11 protein-coding genes are annotated in these 19,310 nt (G+C 61.1%); 3 read left to right on the top strand and 8 right to left on the bottom strand.

Annotated elements, in window-relative coordinates; all coding sequences use genetic code 11:
- Positions 1-68: 68 nt before the first annotated feature.
- The 5 genes from NHU87_RS27420 to speB all read right to left on the bottom strand — a co-directional run bounded on the left by NHU87_RS27420 (position 69) and on the right by speB (position 5,019).
- Positions 69-320, bottom strand: coding sequence for an acyl carrier protein (locus NHU87_RS27420; protein ID WP_253554570.1), 252 nt, complete (start codon positions 318-320; stop codon positions 69-71).
- A gap of 181 nt (positions 321-501) precedes the next feature.
- Positions 502-1,881, bottom strand: a complete 1,380-nt coding sequence (locus NHU87_RS27415; RefSeq protein WP_253554568.1) for a sodium:solute symporter — start codon at positions 1,879-1,881, stop codon at positions 502-504.
- Positions 1,882-2,070: 189 nt separating this feature from the next.
- Entirely contained in the window at positions 2,071-3,582 is a 1,512-nt protein-coding gene (locus tag NHU87_RS27410; RefSeq protein ID WP_253554566.1) for a purine-cytosine permease family protein, read from the bottom strand.
- Positions 3,583-3,636: 54 nt separating this feature from the next.
- Positions 3,637-4,059 (bottom strand): YybH family protein, encoded by a 423-nt coding sequence (locus NHU87_RS27405; protein ID WP_253554564.1) that lies wholly within the window; start codon positions 4,057-4,059, stop codon positions 3,637-3,639.
- A gap of 9 nt (positions 4,060-4,068) precedes the next feature.
- On the bottom strand, positions 4,069-5,019 hold the full coding sequence (speB, locus tag NHU87_RS27400; RefSeq protein WP_253554555.1) for an agmatinase: 951 nt from the start codon (positions 5,017-5,019) through the stop codon (positions 4,069-4,071).
- Positions 5,020-5,384: 365 nt separating this feature from the next.
- On the opposite strand from speB, the gene NHU87_RS27395 reads away from it, so the two are divergent.
- Together NHU87_RS27395 and NHU87_RS27390 are read left to right on the top strand one after the other, a co-directional pair.
- Positions 5,385-6,281, top strand: a complete 897-nt coding sequence (locus NHU87_RS27395; RefSeq protein ID WP_201060609.1) for a LysR family transcriptional regulator — start codon at positions 5,385-5,387, stop codon at positions 6,279-6,281.
- A 14-nt stretch (positions 6,282-6,295) separates the two neighbouring features.
- The gene (locus NHU87_RS27390; protein ID WP_253554553.1) at positions 6,296-6,889 is read left to right on the top strand and encodes a tRNA-uridine aminocarboxypropyltransferase; all 594 of its coding nucleotides are present in this window, start codon (positions 6,296-6,298) and stop codon (positions 6,887-6,889) included.
- 117 nt (positions 6,890-7,006) lie between these two features.
- Here the strand turns inward: NHU87_RS27390 and NHU87_RS27385 are convergent, their stop codons facing one another.
- The 3 genes from NHU87_RS27385 to NHU87_RS27375 form a co-directional block, all read right to left on the bottom strand.
- A complete protein-coding gene (locus tag NHU87_RS27385; protein ID WP_253554541.1) occupies positions 7,007-8,374 on the bottom strand; it encodes an HlyD family type I secretion periplasmic adaptor subunit in 1,368 nt (455 codons plus the stop codon).
- Positions 8,375-8,383: 9 nt separating this feature from the next.
- Positions 8,384-10,543 carry a type I secretion system permease/ATPase gene (locus tag NHU87_RS27380; protein WP_253554532.1) on the bottom strand — a complete coding sequence of 720 codons (2,160 nt, stop codon included), beginning with the start codon at positions 10,541-10,543 and terminating at the stop codon, positions 8,384-8,386.
- Positions 10,544-10,683: 140 nt separating this feature from the next.
- Positions 10,684-12,042, bottom strand: coding sequence for a TolC family outer membrane protein (locus NHU87_RS27375; protein ID WP_253554530.1), 1,359 nt, complete (start codon positions 12,040-12,042; stop codon positions 10,684-10,686).
- Positions 12,043-12,633: 591 nt separating this feature from the next.
- Here NHU87_RS27375 and NHU87_RS27370 point away from each other — a divergent pair.
- A complete protein-coding gene (locus NHU87_RS27370; RefSeq protein WP_253554528.1) occupies positions 12,634-19,005 on the top strand; it encodes a retention module-containing protein in 6,372 nt (2,123 codons plus the stop codon).
- Positions 19,006-19,310 lie beyond the last annotated feature (305 nt).

The raw sequence follows: 19,310 nt of genomic DNA, 5'->3' as shown, positions 1-19,310 counted from the left end.
TTCCGATTTTGCGACGGCTTCGCCGCCGAACGCAGCCTGCGGCAGCTGCTACAGGGAACCGTGCGAACTCAATACCGCCCAATCTCAATCAAAAACCGGCTCAAGTCGTCGACGGTCGTCGCAGTCTTGAGCATCCGGTCTTCTTCGGCGGTAAATGCCGTCAATCCCAGCTGATCTTCCAGATGGAAAATCAGCTCTTCAATATCCTCTTTATCCAGTCCCAACTGCACCAGGCGAGTGTTGTCGTCAAAGTCCTCCTGATTTTCCAGCAGGCGGCTGATGAAGCGATGCACGGCTGTACGAACGGCGTCTCTTGTCATGGTTGTTCTTCGAGGGCGTCATTGTTGTTGTCCCTGGTGCTGAGTACAGCAGGCTTCAGGCGTGTCGGCGCTGCCACTCGTCAATCATCGTGCGCAATAGCAGATTCCTTCAGGCGAAAAAAAACGGGTGTGGCACCGACGCCACACCCGTTGAAGAAAGCATTAAGTTGTTATCGAAAGCTTAGACAGCGCTCGCCACCACGGCCGGGCGACGGGACAACAAGCTGACTACCACGAAACTCACCAGGCCTACGCCGAGGCTGTAGTAGATCGGGGTGTTGGCGTCCATACCGTCCTTGACCATGAACAGCAGCGCGGTGGCAAAGCCCAGGCCCATGCTGGCGATAGCACCGGCGGTGGTTGCGCGTTTCCAGAAGATTGCACCGATCAGCGGGATCAGCATGCCGCCCACCAACAGGTTGTAGGCCAGGGTCAAGGCGCTGATCACATCGTTTACCACCAGCGCGATACCCAGCACGGCGATGCCGGTCAGCAGGGTGAACAGGCGGTTGACACCCAGGCTCGACTGTTTACCGCCGCGCAGTTTCGGCAGCAGGTCTTCGGTCAGGGTGGTGGCGGCGGCGAGCAGGCCGGCGCTGGCGGTGGACATCATGGCGGCCAGGGCAGCCGCAATCACCAGGCCACGGATACCGTCCGGCAGGGACAGTTTGACGATGGCGGCGAAGGCGTTGTTGACGTTGTCCAGGTCCGGGATCAGCACATGAGCGGCCATGCCGATCAGGGCGCAAGCCAGTCCGTAAAGGATGCAGTAGATGCCTGCGAATGTACCGGCGACCTGAGCCACTTTGGCGCTCTTGACGGTGAACACACGCTGCCAGATGTCTTGGCCGATCAGGATCCCGAAGAAGTAGATCATGAAGTAGGTGATGATGGTGTCCCAGCCAATCGTGGTGAAGCTGAAGGCGGTTGCCGGCAGTTTCAACACCAACTCATCCCAACCACCGACGCGGTACAGGCAGATCGGCAACAGGATGAACATCAGGCCCACGGTCTTGATGACGAACTGGACGATGTCGGTCAGGGTCAGGGACCACATGCCGCCGATCGCCGAATAAATCACCACCACGCCACCGCCGACCAATACCGACAGCCAGAACGGCAGGTCGAACAGCACTTGCAGCACGGTGCCAATGGCCAGGATCGAGACCACGCCGATCATCAGCGCATACGCCAGCATGATCACCGCGCTCGCGGAGCGGGCCATCGGGTTGTAGCGTTTTTCCAGCACCTGGGTAACGGTGTAGATTTTCAGCTTCAGCAGCGGTTTGGCGAGGAACAGGTTCAGCGCCACGATCCCGCAACCGAGGGCCGCGCAGAGCCAGAAACCGGATATGCCATGGACGTAACCCAGGCGCACGGTGCCGACGGTAGAGGCGCCGCCCAGAACGGTAGCGGCCATGGTGCCCATGTACAGGCTCGGGCCGAGGTTACGACCGGCGACCAAAAAGTCTTCGTTGGTCTTGGCCTTGCGCATGCCGTAGTAGCCGAGTATCAGCATCGAGGCGGCGTAGATGAGTACGACGAATAAATCCAAAGCCATGATGGCGTGTCTCCGATTGTCTTTTTTATGGTGAGGCTGAAATCAATCTTTGTGGAAAACCGACCCCTGTAGGAGCGAGGCTTGCCCGCGAAGGGAGCGCCGCGGTCCGCCAGGCAGACCGCGTTATCGTTCATCGCGGGCAAGCCACGCTCCCACAGGTAATGCGTTGACCACAGGTAATGTGTTGAATCAGGCGGCTTGTCGCATCGCCGGTTTACCGAGCGAATCCATGCCCTTGCTGCGTGGATCGTTGGGGCCGAACACCGTGGCCGGTTCCGGGAACAGGCTCAGCAGCGCCAGGTACACCACGGAGGCCAGGCCGAGGGTCACCGGCAGGCTGATGTCGATACCGCCAGCCAGATTCCCGAGTGGTCCGACAAACTGCCCCGGCAGGTTCACGAAGCACAAACCCACCAGCGCGCTCGGGATCCAGGCTCCCAGGCCACGCCAGTTCCAGCCGTGGGTGAACCAGTAGCGGCCACCTTTCTCGCCACGGGTGAACACTTGCAGGTCATCCGGGCAATAGAAGCCGCGACGCACCAGCAGGCCGATGATCATGATCACCATCCACGGGGTGGTGCAGGTGATGATCAGCACGGCGAAGGTCGACACGCTCTGCACCAGGTTCGCCGCAAAGCGCCCGATGAAGATGAAAGCAATCGACATCACGCCGATCAGCAGCGTTGCCTTGACCCGCGACAGCACTCGTGGGAACACACTGGACATGTCCAGCCCGGTGCCATACAGCGACGTGGTGCCGGTGGACATGCCGCCGATCACCGCAATCAGGCACACCGGCAGGAAGAACCAGCTCGGCGAAACAGCCAGCAGACCGCCGACGTAGTTGTTGGCCGCGATGTAGTCCGGTGCCTTGATCGCCACGATGGTGGCGGTAGCAAGGCCGAACAGGAACGGAATCAGCGTGGCCAGTTGTGCGGCGATCACCGACAGCATGATCCGGCCTTTGGGCGTATCACGTGGAATGTAGCGCGACCAGTCGCCGAGGAACGCGCCGAAAGAAATCGGATTGCTCATGGCCACCAGCGCCGCGCCGATGAACGCCGCCCAGAACCCCGCCTGACCCAGAGCCACACTGCCGGCGTATTGGCTGTCGAATGCCGGGGCGAAGGCGAAGATGCCGAGCAGGAACAACAGGCTGGCGGCCCATACCGCAATGCGATTGACCCACAGCATGAAGCGGAAGCCGTAGATGCACACCGTTAGCACCAGCAGCGCGAACAGACCGTAGGCCAGGCCCAGGGTCAGATCGGTTTCCGGCAGGTTGATCAGGCGTTTGGCGCCGCCCACCAGTGCATCGCCCGAACTCCACACGGAGAGCGAAAAGAACGCGATAGCGGTCAACAGCGACAGGAATGAGCCGACGATTCGTCCGTGCACGCCGAAGTGTGCCCCAGACGACACGGCGTTGTTGGTGCCGTTGATCGGCCCGAACAGGCCCATCGGCGCCAGAATCAGCGCACCGACCACGACGCCCAATACAATCGCCCAGACGCCCGCCTCAAAGGACAGGCCGAACAGCACCGGGAAACTGCCGAGCACGGCGGTGGCAAAGGTATTGGCGCCGCCGAAGATCAGGCGAAACAGATCGCTGGGCCGGGCGTCGCGTTCATTGTCCGGGATCTGTTCGACCCCGTTTGTTTCGATGCTGCTAAGGCTTTGGTCTTTGTTGTTGTTATTCATGATCTGCTCCGATCATAAAGGCGCGCTCATCGTGCGTGAGCGTCACCTGTTTGGCTAAGGGGGTGGCAGCCCTTCCGGCATTGCGGACAAATGTTCGTGGCAGGCCAGCCATAGGCCTTGTTGTTCTTGGCCAGACGCTTGTTTCTTGAAAACAATCGTCTCGCGCTCCTGGCTGAAGTGTTGCTCCCCTTGCATGCGCAGCTCGGTGGCCACGTCATGGATGAAAATCGCCACATCACCCTGCAGGCTGACGAAGGCGTTGCTCGAGGTGCATGACAGCACCTCGAAGCCGTCCTCGGCGCGCCAGGTGTCCCACAACGCCTGATAGGCATCGCGCGACAGCAGGGGCTGCTCGAGGGTGTAGAACACGAAGCTGGCATCAACGCTGAATGCGCCGAAGTAGGCTTCGCGATCGTTACGCGCAAAAGCCGACACCAGCTCGGCGGCGGCGTTGAGTACCTGATCATGTTCGCTCATGACCGATCCTCAGCGATGGACCACGCCCGGCAGTACGCAGAGCATTTCGTACAGCAGGTTGGCGCCCAACAACGAGGTATTACCGGTGGTGTCGTACGCTGGCGAGACTTCTACCAGATCGCAACCGATCAGGTCGAGGCCTTGGCAGCCGCGCACGATTTCGATCGCCTGAATGGTCGTCAGACCGCCGATTTCCGGGGTGCCCGTGCCGGGTGCCCAGGCCGGGTCGATACCGTCGATATCGAAACTAAGGTACACCGGACCGCCACCGACTTTCTCGCGCACTTCGGCCATCAGCGGTGCCAGGGATTTGTGCCAGCATTCTTCCGCCTGAACCACACGGAAGCCTTGATTGCGGCTCCAGTTGAAGTCATCAGCGGTGTAACCCTGAGCGCGCAGGCCAATTTGCACCACGCGGTCGCAATCCAGAAGGCCTTCTTCTACGGCGCGACGGAAGGTGGTGCCGTGGGCGATCTTCTCGCCGAACATGTGATCGTTCACATCGGCGTGAGCGTCGATGTGCACCAGACCGACCTTGCCGTGCTTTTTATGGATGGCACGCAGAATCGGCAAGGTGATGGTGTGATCGCCGCCGAGGGTTAGAGGGATCACATCGTGTTCGAGGATATTGTCATAGGCCTCTTCGATGATCCGCACGGCGTCCAGCAGATTGAACGTGTTGATCGCCACGTCCCCGATGTCGGCAACCGACAGCGAGTCGAACGGCGCGGCGCCGGTGGCCATGTTGTACGGGCGGATCATCACCGATTCGGCGCGGATTTCACGCGGCCCGAAACGGGTGCCAGGGCGCAGGGAAGTGCCGATGTCCAGCGGGATGCCGATAAAGGCAGCGTCCAGGCCAGCAGCGGATGGCAAATGGGGGAGTCGCAGCATGGTGGCGATGCCGCCGAAGCGCGGCATTTCGTTGCCGCCCAGTGGTTGGTGAAGAATCTTGTCCACGGGTAAGGCCTCATCGTCGTTGTTTTAGTTATGTCGGTTGCATCGCTCGGGGAGAGACGGGCACCGCTGTGGGCCGATTCTGCGAAATGTAGTGACCGGGAAGAATCGCTACGGGCAAATACTTAGTTCAGATTTTTCTAAACTAATGGCGAGGGCGGAGATAGACTCGCAGTGCTCATGTAGCAGCTGCCGAGCCTGCGAGGCTGCGTTCGGCTGCGAAGCAGTCGTAAAACCTGAGCGCGAGGTTTTTCTGAAACACCGCATCGCCTGATTTCACGACTGCTTCGCAGCCGAACGCAGCCTCGCGGTGCTCGTCAGCTGCTACGGGGTTCAATGTCTGACCGTGTTTTTGCTGGAGTGCCCCCATGGCCAACGCTTTACCCGACTTGAAACTATTGCGCATCTTCGTCAGCGTGGTCCGCCATCAGGGGTTCGCCAACGCCCAGCAAGAGCTCAACCTCTCGACCTCGGCCATCAGCACTTACATGAGCCAGCTCGAAGCGGCCCTCGGCCTGGTGCTTTGCCATCGCGGTCGCGGTGGTTTCAGCCTGACCAGCAAGGGCGAGCTGTTCCATCAGGAAACCCTGCGTCTATTGGCGGAACTCGAAGGTTTCGAACAATACGCCGCCGCCCTCAAGGGCGAGCTGCGCGGTACTCTGAACCTCGGCGTGATCGACTCCACCGTCAGCGACAAGGCCTTGCCGTTCGCCGAAGCCATCGGCGCTTACAGTCAGGAACACCCGGCGGTGCATTTGCATCTGTCGGTCATGAGCCCCTACGAACTGCAACTCGGCGTGCAGGACAACCGCCTCGACCTGGCCATCGGTGCCTTTTCCACGCGCATGAGCGGTCTGGTCTACATGCCGCTGTACCGCGAGCAACACTGGCTGTACTGCAGCAGTCGCCACCCGCTGTTTACCGAACGGCGTATTCCCGAGCAAGTCATTACCCAACAACGCATGGTCGGCCGCGGCTATTGGAGCCAGGCCGAACTGGCGCGTCACGGTTTCAAACACAGCGCGGCGACCGTGGAAAGTATGGAGGCCCAGCTGATTCTGGTGCTGTCCGGCGCCTACATCGGTTACCTGCCGGAGCACTACGCCCAGGCTTGGGCCGACAAAGGTGATTTGCGCGTGCTGCTGCCGGCGACTTTCGGTTATCAGGCGCCGTTTTCGATGATCGTGCGCCGTGGCCGCAGCCGCGAACCGCTGATCCAGACTTTTCGTGATTTGCTTAAAGCGCAGCTCAATCAGGCCGCTTAAAGGAAAAAGAAGCGATGTCCAGAATCCAATGCCCACGCTGTCTACGCCCGCAAACCCATTGCCTTTGCCCGCTGATCCCGAGCCTCGACAGTCGCACTCGAGTGTTGCTGCTTCAGCATCCAAGCGAAGTGAACCATGCGCTGAACACTGCGCGATTGGCGGCATTGGGGTTGAAGAATGCCGAGTTGATTGTGGGCGAGGTGTTCGAGGATTTGCCGATGCTGTTGAATCAGCCGGGCTATCAGGCACGGCTGCTGTTTCCCGACGAGGAGGCGCAGCCGATGCAGGCCTACACCGCTAATGATCAGCCGCTGCTGCTGGTGGTCCCGGACGGCACCTGGCGCAAGGCGCGCAAAATGCTGCACCTCAACCCATTGCTGGCGGCGTTGCCCAGAGTGACATTGGCCGAGGGCGGGGTGTCGCGTTATCGCTTGCGCAAGGCTCCGGGGCCGGGGGCGTTGTCGACGGTTGAGGCGATTGTGCAAGCGTTGCAGACGCTTGAAGCTCCCGTCAGTTTTGAGCCGTTGTTGAAGCCGTTCGAGGCGTTGATCGAGGGGCAGATTGCGGCGATGGGGGAGGAGACCTACCAGAAGAATCACGGCCGGTGAAGATCGTTCCCACGCTCTGCGTGGGAATGCATCCAGTGACGCTCTGCGTCACATCCGGGAAGGGACGCGGAGCGTCCCGGGCGGCATTCCCACGCAGAGCGTGGGAACGATCACTGACTATCGCTCCCGCATCGCCTCGGTCCGCGCTTTCAACACCGGTTTAAGCAGATAATCCAGCACACTTTTCTCCCCGGTAATAATGTCCACCGTCGCCACCATCCCTGGAATGATCAGCAGCGGTTTCGCATCTCCGCCCAAGTGATTCTTATCGGTCCGCACCTGAATCAGATAAAAACTGTTGTCCTTGTCATCAGTAATAGTGTCCGCCCCAATCAGCTCCAGCTTCGCACTCAACCCCCCATAAATCGTGTAGTCGTAAGCGCTGAACTTGACCATGGCTTTCTGGCCCGGGTGCAGGAACGCCACGTCTTGAGGGCGGACCTTGGCTTCGATCAGCAGGTTGTCTTCCAGCGGCACGATTTCCACCATGTCGTTGCCCGGCTGGACCACGCCGCCGATAGTGTTGACCTTCAGCATTTTGATAATGCCGTGAACCGGCGACACCACGGTGGTGCGCGTTACCCGGTCGTCGATGGCAATGCTCGTCGCGGTGATTTTCGACAGGTCGGTGCGTTTCTCGTTCAGCTCTTTCGCCGCCTCCGAGCGGAAGGACTGTTCGGACTCATCGATCTTGCTTTTGATCTCATTGATCGCCGATTCGGCACGGGGAATCGCCAGGGTCGTGGCGTTCAGCGAGCCGCGGATTTCTACCGCGCTGCGTTTGAGCCGCAGGATTTCCACTGGCGAAACCGCCCCGGTGCCCACCAGCGGCGCAGACATGTTCATCTCTTGTTGCAGCAGTGCCAGGCTGGAACTGAACTGCCCCTGTTTGGAGCGGAATTCCGCCAACTCCTGGGTTTTCTGCCGAAGTTGTTCGGTCAGCGTGCGCTGTTCGCTGGCCAGTCGGCGCTGACGTTGTTCGTACAGCGAGCGTTCGTCCTCGGCCACTTGCGGCGCCTTGGCGATCACTTCCGCGGACAGCTTGAATGGCCTGCCTTCCGCTTCGGCGGACAGCCGTTCGACCTGCGCGGTGAGCGCATAGCGGTCCGCTTCGCTTTCACCCTTGTTCGACAGGAATCGCGTGTCGTCCAGGCGCAGCAAGGTGTCGCCCTTGTTCACCATTTGGCCTTCGCGCACGAAGATTTCCGTGACAATGCCGCCCTCCAGGTTCTGGATCACCTGAATCTTGCTTGAAGGGATCGCCTTGCCTTCACCCGTGGTGACTTCCTGCAACACGGCGAATTTGGCCCAGACCAGCGCGGTGATCAGCAGCGCCGCCGCCAGCCACACGGTGATCCGCGACCAGCGCGGCGAATCCTGCAACGACGCGCCGGCGGTTTCCGGCATGAACTCGCTTTCGGCGCTTTTGCTGAAACTGCCAAAGTAGCCTCTGTCCTTTGATGACGCGGACGATGAATCAGACATGGGCAACTCCTAAACCGTCGCAGAGCCGACACGGCCCTTGCGCAGTGCATCGATGACCGCTTCTTTCGGGCCGTCGGCGACGATCCGCCCGTTATCCAGCACCACCAGCCGGTCCACCAGGCTGAGCATCGAGGTGCGGTGAGTGACCAACAGCAGGGTTTTGCCCTGAATCCAGCCGTGGAGTTTTTGCCGCAGGACGTCTTCGCTGCTGTTGTCCATGGCGCTGGTGGGTTCGTCGAGCAGCATGATCGGCGGATCGAGCAACAAGGCCCGCGCCAGCAACACCGCTTGGCGTTGACCGCCCGACAACAACTGACCGCGTTCGCCCACCGGCCGGTCGAAGCCTTGGGGATGTTGGCGAGCCAGTTCAGTGACGCCGGTCAGTTCGGCGACTTCGAGCATCCTCGCGTCGCTGATGTAGCGCGCGCCCAAGGTCAGGTTGTCGCGCAGGCTGCCGGCCAGCAGCGGCAGGTCGTGGGCGACGTAGCCGATCTGTTGACGCAGGTCGGCGACGTCCAGCTGCCTCAGGTCCAGGCCATCGAGCAGCAACTGGCCTTCTTCCGGTGCATAGAAACCCATCACCAGCCGCGCCAATGTGCTTTTGCCCGAACCGCTGCGGCCGATGATGCCGATTCGTTCGCCGGGTTTCATGCTGAAGCTGACGTTGGCCAGGGCCGGCGCGTTCTGGCCGTTGTAGTGGAACGTCACGCCGCTGACGGTGAGTGCGCCTTGCAATTGCGTGCGCTCCAACGGCCGCTGTTTCGCGTCGCGTTCTTGCGGCAGCGACATCAGCGCATCGGTGCTTTTCATGGTCAGTTGCGCTTGCTGATAACGGGTAATCAGCCCGGCGATTTGTCCCAGCGGCGCGAGCACGCGACTGCCGAGCATGTAGGTCGCCACCAGCGCGCCGACGCTGAGGTTGCCGGCGATGATGCTGTAGACCCCGGCGACGATGGTCGCCATGCCGGAGAATTGCTGAATGAACAGCGTACCGTTGGTGGCCAGCGCCGAGAGGTTGCGCGCATGGCTGTCGAGGCGGGTGAGGGCGCCGTGGGTGCTTTCCCATGTGTGCTGGCGTTCGCTTTCGGCGCTGCACGCCTTGAGGGTTTCCAGGCCGCCGAGGGTTTCGATCAGCAGGGCCTGGCGTTCGGCGCCGAGGCTCAGACTCTTCTGCACGGTGTCGCGCAAACGTGCCTGAATCACCATGGCGAAGATGATCGTGATGGGGAAGGCCAACAGCGGAATCACCACCAGCCAGCCACCGAGCAGGCCGATTACCACCAGCATCAGCACGGCGAAGGGCAGGTCGATCAGGCTGGTCAGCGTGACAGCGGTAAGAAATTCCCGCAGGCCCTGAAAGTCATGAATGCTCTGGGCGAAACCACCGATGGTCGCTGGCCGCGCTTTCATCGCCATGCCGGTGATGCGTTCGAACAAGGTCGCCGAAAGAATCACGTCGGTTTTCTTCCCGGCCGTGTCCAGCAAGTGCGCGCGAACCACCCGCAGCACCAGTTCGAAACCGGTGCCGATCAGCAAGCCGATCGACAACACCCACAAGGTAGAAGTGGCCTGGTTCGGCACCACACGATCGTAGGTTTGCATCACGAACAGCGGCACCATCAGCCCGAGGAGGTTGATCAGAAAACTGGCGAGAATCGCATCGCTGTACAGCCACTTCGACAACTTCAACGTATCGCGAAACCACGCCTCGACTCGCGGCACCAGCGGCGCGCGCAAATCTTCGAGTTCATGCCGCGGCCGGGCGAACAAGGCCTGGCCGCTGTAGTTGGTGGCCAGTTCGTCCGTGCTGACCCATTGTTCTCCGCCGTCGGCTTCACTCGGCAGAATCAGCGCCCGACCGTCATCGCCGAAGCGCCGCAAGACCGCGCAGCGGCCATGGTTGAGGATCAGCATCACAGGCAGGTTGAGCGCGGAAATCTCTCCCAGTTCACGGCGCAACACACGCGCCTGCAAACTGGCCCGGGCCGCTGCGCGCGGCAGCAGGTCCAGGCTCAAACGCTGGTGTGCCATTGGCAGCCCGGCACTCAGGCTGGCGCGACTGACCGTCGCGCCGTGGAGTTTGCAGAGAATCAACAGACCGTCCAGAAGCGGGTCATCGAAGTTCAGACGCGGATCGACGCCAGTGTTGCCGGTTTCCATGCTGGTCACAGCGAGCGCTCCCGTTGAGCTACGGCAATGGGCACACATCTCCCTGTAGGAGCTGCCGAAGGCTGCGATCTTTTGATCTTGATCTTGAAAAACAAAATCAAAAGATCGCAGCCTTCGGCAGCTCCTACACGGGGGTTACGTCATTTCAGTTCAGGCAAGCGAGCTTCGTTTTTTACTTCGGTGGAGGCGACCGCATCGGCGGGCAGCACCACCCGTTGTTTGCTCAGCAACTGCCCCATGTTCGCCAGCACGCGGTACATCGAAAACTCCTCGGTGTAGCGCACTTCGGTGTAGCGGCGGTTGGCGTTGTAGAGCTCGTTTTCACTGTCGAGCAAGTCGAGCAAGGTCCGTTGGCCAAGGCCGAACTGATCCTGATACGCGGCCCGCACACGGGTGGTGGTTTCGGCGTATTCACGGGCGGTCGGGGTTTGTTTCTTGGCGTTGAGCATGGCGTTCCAGGCCAGGTGGATGTTCTCGTTGAGTTGGCGCAGGGCGTTGTTGCGGATGTCCAGCGCCTGGTTGATCTGGTGCGCATTGGAGGCCAGCCGGGCCTTGTCGCTGCCGCCGCGGAACAGGTTGTAGTTCATCACCACACCCACTCGCCATTCGTTGTCGTGGCCTTCGTCGCCCTGAATATTGTTATTCGCGCCCACCGCCGCTTCAGCGTCAAAGCGCGGGTAGAACGGCGACTTGGAGACTTCGTACTGGCTCTCGGCCGATTGCACATCGGCCTGGGCGGATTTCAGGTACGGGTTGTTTTCCACCATGCTCTGCTGGGCTTCCGGCAGGGTGGCGGGCAATTCGCCGCGGGTCGATGGCGGTGCTTCGAGTTCATCGGGCATGCGCCCCACGACGCTGTAGAAATTCGTCTCGGCATCGGCCAGATCGACTTCGGCGGTGTCGAGGTTGTTCTCCGCCAGTGCCCGGCGAGCCGTGGACTGGTCGGCGTCGGCGTTGCTGCCTACCCCACGCTGGGTGCGCAGGCCGATCTGATCGTTGACCCGCATGTGCGCTTGCAGGTTGTTCTTGGCCAGGGTCACCAGTTCGCGGCGCTTGAGCACTTCGAGGTACACCTCGACGGTGCGCAGGGCCAGATCCTGGGCGGTGCCCTGAGCGTAATAGGCTCGCGAGTTGGCCACGCCTTTGGTGCGCGCGACCTCGTTGGAGGTATTGAAACCGTCGAACAGCATCTGCCGCAGGCGCAGTTCCGATTGGGTGTAGGTGAGGATTTCGGTGTGGTGATTGCCCTGCGCCCGAGTGGTGGTGTTATCGCTGTACCCGCGCCCGTAACCGGCGTTCAAATCCACAGATGGATAAAAGCCCCCTTTGGCGACTTTAATCTGCTCGTCGGCCGAGAGCCGGGCATCGACCCGCGACGCCAGTTCCGGGTGGGTCGCAATGGTGCTCTGGATCGCCTCGGTCAATGACATCGCCTGAGCCTGAGAAGTGCAGGCCATGGCCAGCAAAATCGCGCTGCAGAGGGGGGTTAAAACGCGCATGGATGCCTCTCCCTGATTCCTGATGGTACTTAGTGAGTTCGCCAGATATTTGACGTTATTTTTAAGTGAAACCGTCTCACGCTTGTTACAACAGAGCTAAGAACATCCTGACGCGAAGCTAAGAAGGATTTCTCATAAGACTTATGCCGAAAAAAACTTATGCGCTCTGAAAAATCCAGCACATTGTTCAATGCGAAAGCCTTTGTTTATGAGCTCTCAGGAGCATCGAAGGGCTTGAGGAAAGTTCAATCCACTTTTCGACACAGAGCGAAGAAGTGCTGGAGGGGAGGGAGGCGGGACGGTTTAGAGGCGACAATTTTTTGTCACTCGAGTGATTCAAAACCGTTACGCATCGTTAGCAGGGCGGTTGTTTTGGAAGTGGACCCCGATGCCATTGATTGCAGAGGGTTTTATCCCGATCCAGACATTCCCCTTGTCAGCGACACGCTTGGCGAGAGCGTCGGGAGGCAGTGGTTTACGTCAGGTAAACGCTTTCTCGGCAAACGATCCGCCAGGCAACCTGCTTGAACCATGGGCACATTCTTCGCGCAAACAGGATGCCGACAGCAGTTGGCAGCGGAGGAAATGCACATGGCAACGCTCATCGGTATCGTCAGTAAGGTCATCGGTCAGGTGTACGCAGTGGCGGGTGATGGCACCCGACGCACCCTGGTCGAGGGCGATCGGCTGTTTGCCGGCGAGCAACTGGTCACCGGGGCCGAAGGCGCGGTGGCGGTGCAGCTCAAAAATGGCCAGGAGCTGACCCTGGGGCGTGACAGCAGCATGCAAATGACTGGCCGGCTACTCGCGCATCAGCCCCCGCCTGTGGAGATCGCTGATGCGGTGACGCCGAGCCAGGCGCAACTGACCGATGTCGAGCAACTGCAAAAAGCCATTGCTGCCGGCGCCGACCCGACTCAGACCGGTGAAGCCACCGCCGCCGGGCCGGGCGCATCTGGAGCACCGGGTGGATTGGGCGGCGGTCACAGTTTTGTGTTGCTGGAGGAAGTGGCGGGCCGGGTCGATCCCACGATTGGTTTCCCCACCGCGGGCTTCAACGGTATTCCCGAATTCCCCCTCGCGCGCCGGGACGCTGATCCGGACAATGGCGATGCGCCGATTGTTTCGGACGCGCCGAACAACCCGGTCATCCTCATTGGCCTCTCGGCGGCGGGGGGCGAACTGACCCTCAATGAAGCCCATCTGGCGGACGGTTCGGCCAGCAACCCCGGCGCGCTGATTCAAAACGGCACCTTCACGGTTATTGCGGCTGACGGGCTGACCAGCCTGAACATCGGTGGGATCAACGTGATCAGTGGCGGTGTGGTCGCCGGTTTTCCGCAGTCGATCACCACGCAACTGGGCAACACCCTGACGATCACCGGTTACAACCCGGCCACCGGCGTGGTGAGTTACAGCTACACCCTGGTCGGCAACGAAACCCACTCGGCTGGCGACGGCGCCAACAACCTCAGTGAACAGTTCACCGTGGTCGCGAGTGACAGCAACGGCGATACCGCCACCGGTTCGCTGGACGTCAACATCACCGACGATGTGCCCAAAGCCATCGACGACAACAACGCCAATAGCGCCTCGCAAATCCTGCTGACCCTGACCGGCAGCGTGCTGCCCAACGACCTCCAGGGCGCCGACCGCATTGCCACCGGCCCCGACAGCGGGCCGATCATCGGCGGTACCTTCAACGGGACTTACGGCACCTTGGTGCTTAACGCCAACGGCACGTACACCTACACCCTGAACACCAGCGATGCCGACTTCAAAGCCTTGAACGGCGGCGGCAATGCCACGGAAACCTTCACCTACACCCTGACGGATGCCGACGGCGATACCAGCACCGCCAACCTGGTGCTGAATATTCAGAACAACGATGATCCGGTGATCATCGATGGCCTGAACGTCAACGGCGGCGAACTCAACGTTTATGAGAAAAACCTCAGCGACGGCAGCAGCCCCAACGCACCGGCCTTGACCCAGAGCGGCACCTTCACCGTCACCGCCCTCGACGGTTTGCAAAGCCTGACCGTGGGCGGCATCGCGGTAGTCACCGGTGGCGTGGCCGCAGGCTTCCCGCAATCGATTGTCACTGCGCTCGGCAATACGCTGACCATCACCGGTTTCAACAGCACGACCGGCGTGGTCAGCTACAGCTATACCCTGACGGATAACGAAACCCACCCGAACGCCGACGGCGCCAACAGCATCACCGAGAACCTCAACGTCGTCGCCACGGACGTCGATGGCAGCACGGCATTGGGTCAGATCAACGTCAACATCGTCGATGACTTGCCCACCGCCAACCCTGATCTCGCCACGATCGCCGAGGGCGCAACGGCCTCGGGCAACGTACTGAACAATGACGTCGGTGGCGCCGACGGCCCGGCACTCAGCGGTGCGGTGGTCGGCGTGCGCGCCGGCAGCGATACCTCGACCTCAGCCATCGGCGGCCTGAACACGCAAATCAACGGCAGCTATGGCTACCTGACCCTGGATGCCAATGGCAACGCCGTGTACCACAGCAATCCGAACGCGGTCAGCGCGCCGGGCGCCACGGACGTGTTCACCTATACCGTGCGCGATGCCGACGGTGATGAAAGCACCACGACCATCACCATCAATGTGGCGGACTGCACCCTCGTAGCGGCCAGCGATAACGACGTGACGGTTAACGAAAAAGCCCTCGATTTGACCCAGGATGGCCAGGACCTGGCGGCGGGCACGGTCACCGGTAGTCAACCTGGCAGCACCGGCGAAACCGCCTCTGGAACATTGGTCGGCTCCGTCACCGGCACCACTGGCGTGATCACCTACACCCTGGTCGGCAGCGCCACCGGAACCTACGGGCAAATCCTGCTCAACCCGAACGGTTCTTACACCTACACCCTGACGTCGGCACCAACGACCACACCCAACGCCAACGACGGGCCGAATACCCTGAGCGAAAGTTTCACCTATCAAGCCACCGATCCCTTGGGCAACAGCGTCACCAGTACGATCGTGATCAACATCGTCGACGACGTACCCACCGCTCACGCCGATGCAGTCACGGTGGCGGAGGGCGGGACTGTCAGCGGGAATGTGTTGGGCAACGATGTACTCGGCGCTGACGGCCCCGCGTCGGGTGGTGCGGTAGTCGGCGTGCGCGCCGGCAGCGACACGTCGACTTCAGCCATCGGCGGCCTGAACACGCACATCAACGGCAGCTATGGCTACCTGACGCTGGATGCCAATGGCAACGCCGTGTACCACAGCAATCCGAACGCGGTCAGCGCGCCGGGCGCCACGGACGTGTTCACCTACACCGTGCGCGATGCCGACGGTGATGAAAGCACCACGACCATCACCATCAACGTCGCCGATTGCACCCTCGTGGCGGTCACCGATAACGACGTGACGGTTCAGGAGAAAGCCCTGGATTTGACCCAGGACGGCCAGGACCTGGCGGCGGGCACCGTCACCGGCAGTGAGCCTGGCAATACCGGCGAAACCGCCAGCGGCACCTTGGTCGGCTCCGTCACCGGCGCTACTGGCGCGATCACTTACACGTTGGTCGGTAGCACCACCGGGACCTATGGGCAGATCCTGCTCAACCCGGACGGCTCCTATACCTACACGCTGACGTCCGCACCAGCGACCACGCCCAATGCCAACGACGGACCGAACACCCTGAGCGACAGTTTCACCTATACCGCCACCGATGCCGTGGGCAACAGCGTTACCAGCACCATCGTGATCAGCATCGTCGATGATGTGCCGACTGCGCACTGTGATTCCGTCTCGGTGGTGGAGGGCGGTACGGTCAGCGGGAATGTGCTGCACAACGATGTGCTCGGCGCTGACGGCCCGGCAGTGGGAGGTGCGGTGGTCGGAGTGCGTGCCGGCAGCGACACGTCGACCTCGGCCATCGGCGGCTTGAACACGCAAATCAACGGCACCTACGGCTATCTGACGCTGGATGCCAACGGCAACGCCGTGTACCACAGCAACCCGAACTCGGTCGGCGAACCGGGCGCCACGGATGTGTTCACCTACACCGTGCGCGATGCCGATGGCGATGAAAGCACCACCACGATCACCATCGACGTCCACAACAGCTGCCTCGTAACGGTCACTGATACCGACGTGACCGTCTACGAAAAAGCCCTGGATTTGACCCAGAACGGCCAGGACCTGGCAGCGGGCAGCGTCACTGGCTCCGAGCCGGGCAACACCGGTGAAACCGGTTCCGGTACGCTGGTCGGTGCAGTCACCGGCGCCAGCGGCGCGATCACTTACACCCTGGTCGGCAGCGCCACCGGAACCTACGGGCAGATCCTGCTCAACCCCGACGGCAGCTACACCTACACGCTGACCTCGGCGCCGAAAACTTCGCCCAACGCCAACGACGGCGCGAACACCCTGAACGAAAGCTTCACCTACACCGCCACCGATGCCGTGGGCAACAGCACCACCGGCACCCTTGTGGTCAGCATCGTCGATGATGTGCCCAAAGCCGTCGCCGCGGACCGTTCGGTGCCCGCAGTGCAGATCGACTCCAATCTGCTGCTGGTGATCGACGTGTCCGGAAGCATGGTCGACCCTTCCGGTGTATCGGGCCTGTCGCGGCTGGACCTGGCCAAGCAGGCGATCAGCGCATTGCTCGACAAATACGACGACCTCGGCGATGTGATGGTGCAGATCGTCACCTTCAGCAGCAGCGCCACCAGCCAGAGCGCGGTGTGGGTCGATGTGGCGACCGCCAAGTTGATCATCGCTACGCTGACGGAGGGCGGCGGGACCAACTACGACGCCGCCGTGGCGACCATGCAAACCGCGTTCAACACCTCGGGCAAACTCACCGGGGCGCAGAACGTCGGCTACTTCTTCTCCGATGGCAAACCCAACGAAGGCGACATCGGACCCGCGGACGAAGCCGCGCTCAAAGCCTTCCTCGACGCCAATGGCATCAACAACTACGCCATCGGCCTGGGCAGCGGCGTCAGCAACGACAGCCTCGATCCCGTGGCCTATGACGGCAGCACGCACACCGACACCCATGCCGTGGTGGTGACCGATCTCAATCAACTCAACTCGGTACTCTCGGGCACCGTGCAAGGTGCGCCGGTCACCGGTTCGCTGTTGGGTGAGGGCGGTACATTCGGCGCCGATGGCGGATTCATCAAAACCCTTACCATCGATGGCACCACCTACACCTATGATCCGAAAGCCAATAGCAATCAGGGTTCGCTGAGCTTCAGCGGCGGCGCCAACCACGGCACCTTCAACACCGCCAACAACACCCTGAGCATCGCCACCGACAACAGCGGCACCCTGCTGGTGAACCTCGATACCGGCGAGTACACCTACACCTCGCAGACCATCACAGCCGTGGCGATCACCGAAAACATCGGCTTCACCGCCAGCGACAACGACGGCGATCTGGTCAGCTCCACGCTGGTGGTCAACGTGATTCCGAACACGCCCCCGGTGGCGGTCGATGACCACGTCATCACCAATGTGTTGTCAGGCAGCATTGTGGTGCAGGGTGAATTGCTGCTGGCCAACGACACCGACGTCAATGGCGATCCGCTGACTGCGACACCGACCACTTTCAACACCGGGTGGACGGCCAAAGGCGCGGACTTCACCGGCACCAACCCAAACTTCAGCTTCACCGGAAATAACCAGGCAGTGACCATCGCCCGCAGCGCATTCGTCGCCAACACCGCGGCCATGACGGCGGTGCTGGTGGTCAGTGGGGCACTGGGGTCGGTCAACGCCAACAACACTAATGACGAGGACCGGATCACCGTCAACCTCAAACAGGGTGAAACCCTCAACCTGGACCACAACTTGGCGGCGGGTCATATCACGATGGAGTACTCGGTCAACGGCGGCGCTTTCATTGCCATCGCCGACGGCCAGACCATCACCGCCACTGCGGACGGCACGTACCAGATCCACATCACTAACATCGACGACGGTGGCCCGGGCAACAGCGGGAAGGGGTCGGAAAACTATCAGCTGACCATGACCGTCAACTACGCCGCAGCGCAGGACAGCGCTGCGGACTACCACGGCACCTACACCGCCAACGACAACCACGGCGGCAGCGACTCGGCCAATATGACCATCAGCTATCAGGACGGCCATACGCTGACCGGCACTTCGGGCGACGACGTACTGGTGGCGGGCGCTGGCAACAATGTCATCAATGCCGGCGACGGCAATGACGTGCTCACCGCAGGGGGAGGCAACAATGAAATGCACGGCGGTGCCGGCAATGACTTGCTATTCAGCGGCGCGGGCAACGACCTGCTCGACGGCGGCGCCGGCAACGACACCGCGAGCTATGCGCACGCCACCGCCGGGGTCAACGCCGACCTGAGCCTGCTCACCGCGCAAAACACCCTTGGCGCCGGCACCGATACCTTGACCGGCATCGAAAACCTCACCGGCTCAAACTTCAACGACAGCCTCATGGGTGACAACAACAGCAATATCATCAACGGCGGTTTGGGTAACGATGTGCTCAACGGCGGGGGCGGCGACGACTTCCTCATCGGCGGCCTCGGCAACAACACCCTCACCGGCGGCAGCGGCGCCGATACCTTCCAGTGGCTCAAAGGCAACAGCGGCCACGACGTCATCACCGACTTCACCCCAGGCACCGACAAACTCGACCTGTCGCAACTGCTGCAAGGGGAAAACGGCACCGCGGCCTCGCTGGATGACTACCTGCACTTCACCGTCAGTGGCAGTGGCGCGTCGGTGATCACCAGCATCGACGTCAGCGCCATGGCCGGTGCCACGCCAAACCAGACCATTGACCTAGCGGGGGTGAATCTGGCCAGCCACTATGGCGTCACGCCGGGGGCGGGTGGGGTGATTGCTGGCGGTCACGATACGGCGACGATCATCAACGGCATGCTCAATGATCATTCGTTGAAGGTGGATACGGTGTGATCTAAACGTACAAAACCCGCCATTTCTTTGGAAAGAAATGGTGGGGTTTTTGTTGTTTGGGGTTTTGAAAGTCAAAAGATCGCAGCCTGCGGATGTACGTGGCATCGCCCTTATACATCCGTAGGAGCGAGCCTTGCCCTATTGACAGTCAGTTAAGCCGAAATGCGATCTGTAGCAGCTGGCGAAGCCTGCGTTCGGCTGCGTAGCAGTCGTGAATCCGGCTGATGAGGTCTGCCTGACATACCGCGATCTCTGATTTTACGACTGCTTCGCAGCCGAACGCAGGCTTCGCCAGCTGCTACAAA

The organism is Pseudomonas mandelii, assembly GCF_024138395.1.
GTDB lineage: Bacteria > Pseudomonadota > Gammaproteobacteria > Pseudomonadales > Pseudomonadaceae > Aquipseudomonas > Aquipseudomonas mandelii_E.
Note: the sequence above shows the minus strand (reverse complement) of the source record. Positions and strands in the feature narration are given on the sequence as shown.

Coding starts and splice junctions, on each gene's coding strand:
- NHU87_RS27420 (WP_253554570.1), bottom strand. CDS start 320: ATGACAAGAGACGCCGTTCGTACAGCCGTGCATCGCTTCATCAGCCGC.
- NHU87_RS27415 (WP_253554568.1), bottom strand. CDS start 1,881: ATGGCTTTGGATTTATTCGTCGTACTCATCTACGCCGCCTCGATGCTG.
- NHU87_RS27410 (WP_253554566.1), bottom strand. CDS start 3,582: ATGAATAACAACAACAAAGACCAAAGCCTTAGCAGCATCGAAACAAAC.
- NHU87_RS27405 (WP_253554564.1), bottom strand. CDS start 4,059: ATGAGCGAACATGATCAGGTACTCAACGCCGCCGCCGAGCTGGTGTCG.
- NHU87_RS27395 (WP_201060609.1), top strand. CDS start 5,385: ATGGCCAACGCTTTACCCGACTTGAAACTATTGCGCATCTTCGTCAGC.
- NHU87_RS27390 (WP_253554553.1), top strand. CDS start 6,296: ATGTCCAGAATCCAATGCCCACGCTGTCTACGCCCGCAAACCCATTGC.
- NHU87_RS27385 (WP_253554541.1), bottom strand. CDS start 8,374: ATGTCTGATTCATCGTCCGCGTCATCAAAGGACAGAGGCTACTTTGGC.
- NHU87_RS27375 (WP_253554530.1), bottom strand. CDS start 12,042: ATGCGCGTTTTAACCCCCCTCTGCAGCGCGATTTTGCTGGCCATGGCC.
- NHU87_RS27370 (WP_253554528.1), top strand. CDS start 12,634: ATGGCAACGCTCATCGGTATCGTCAGTAAGGTCATCGGTCAGGTGTAC.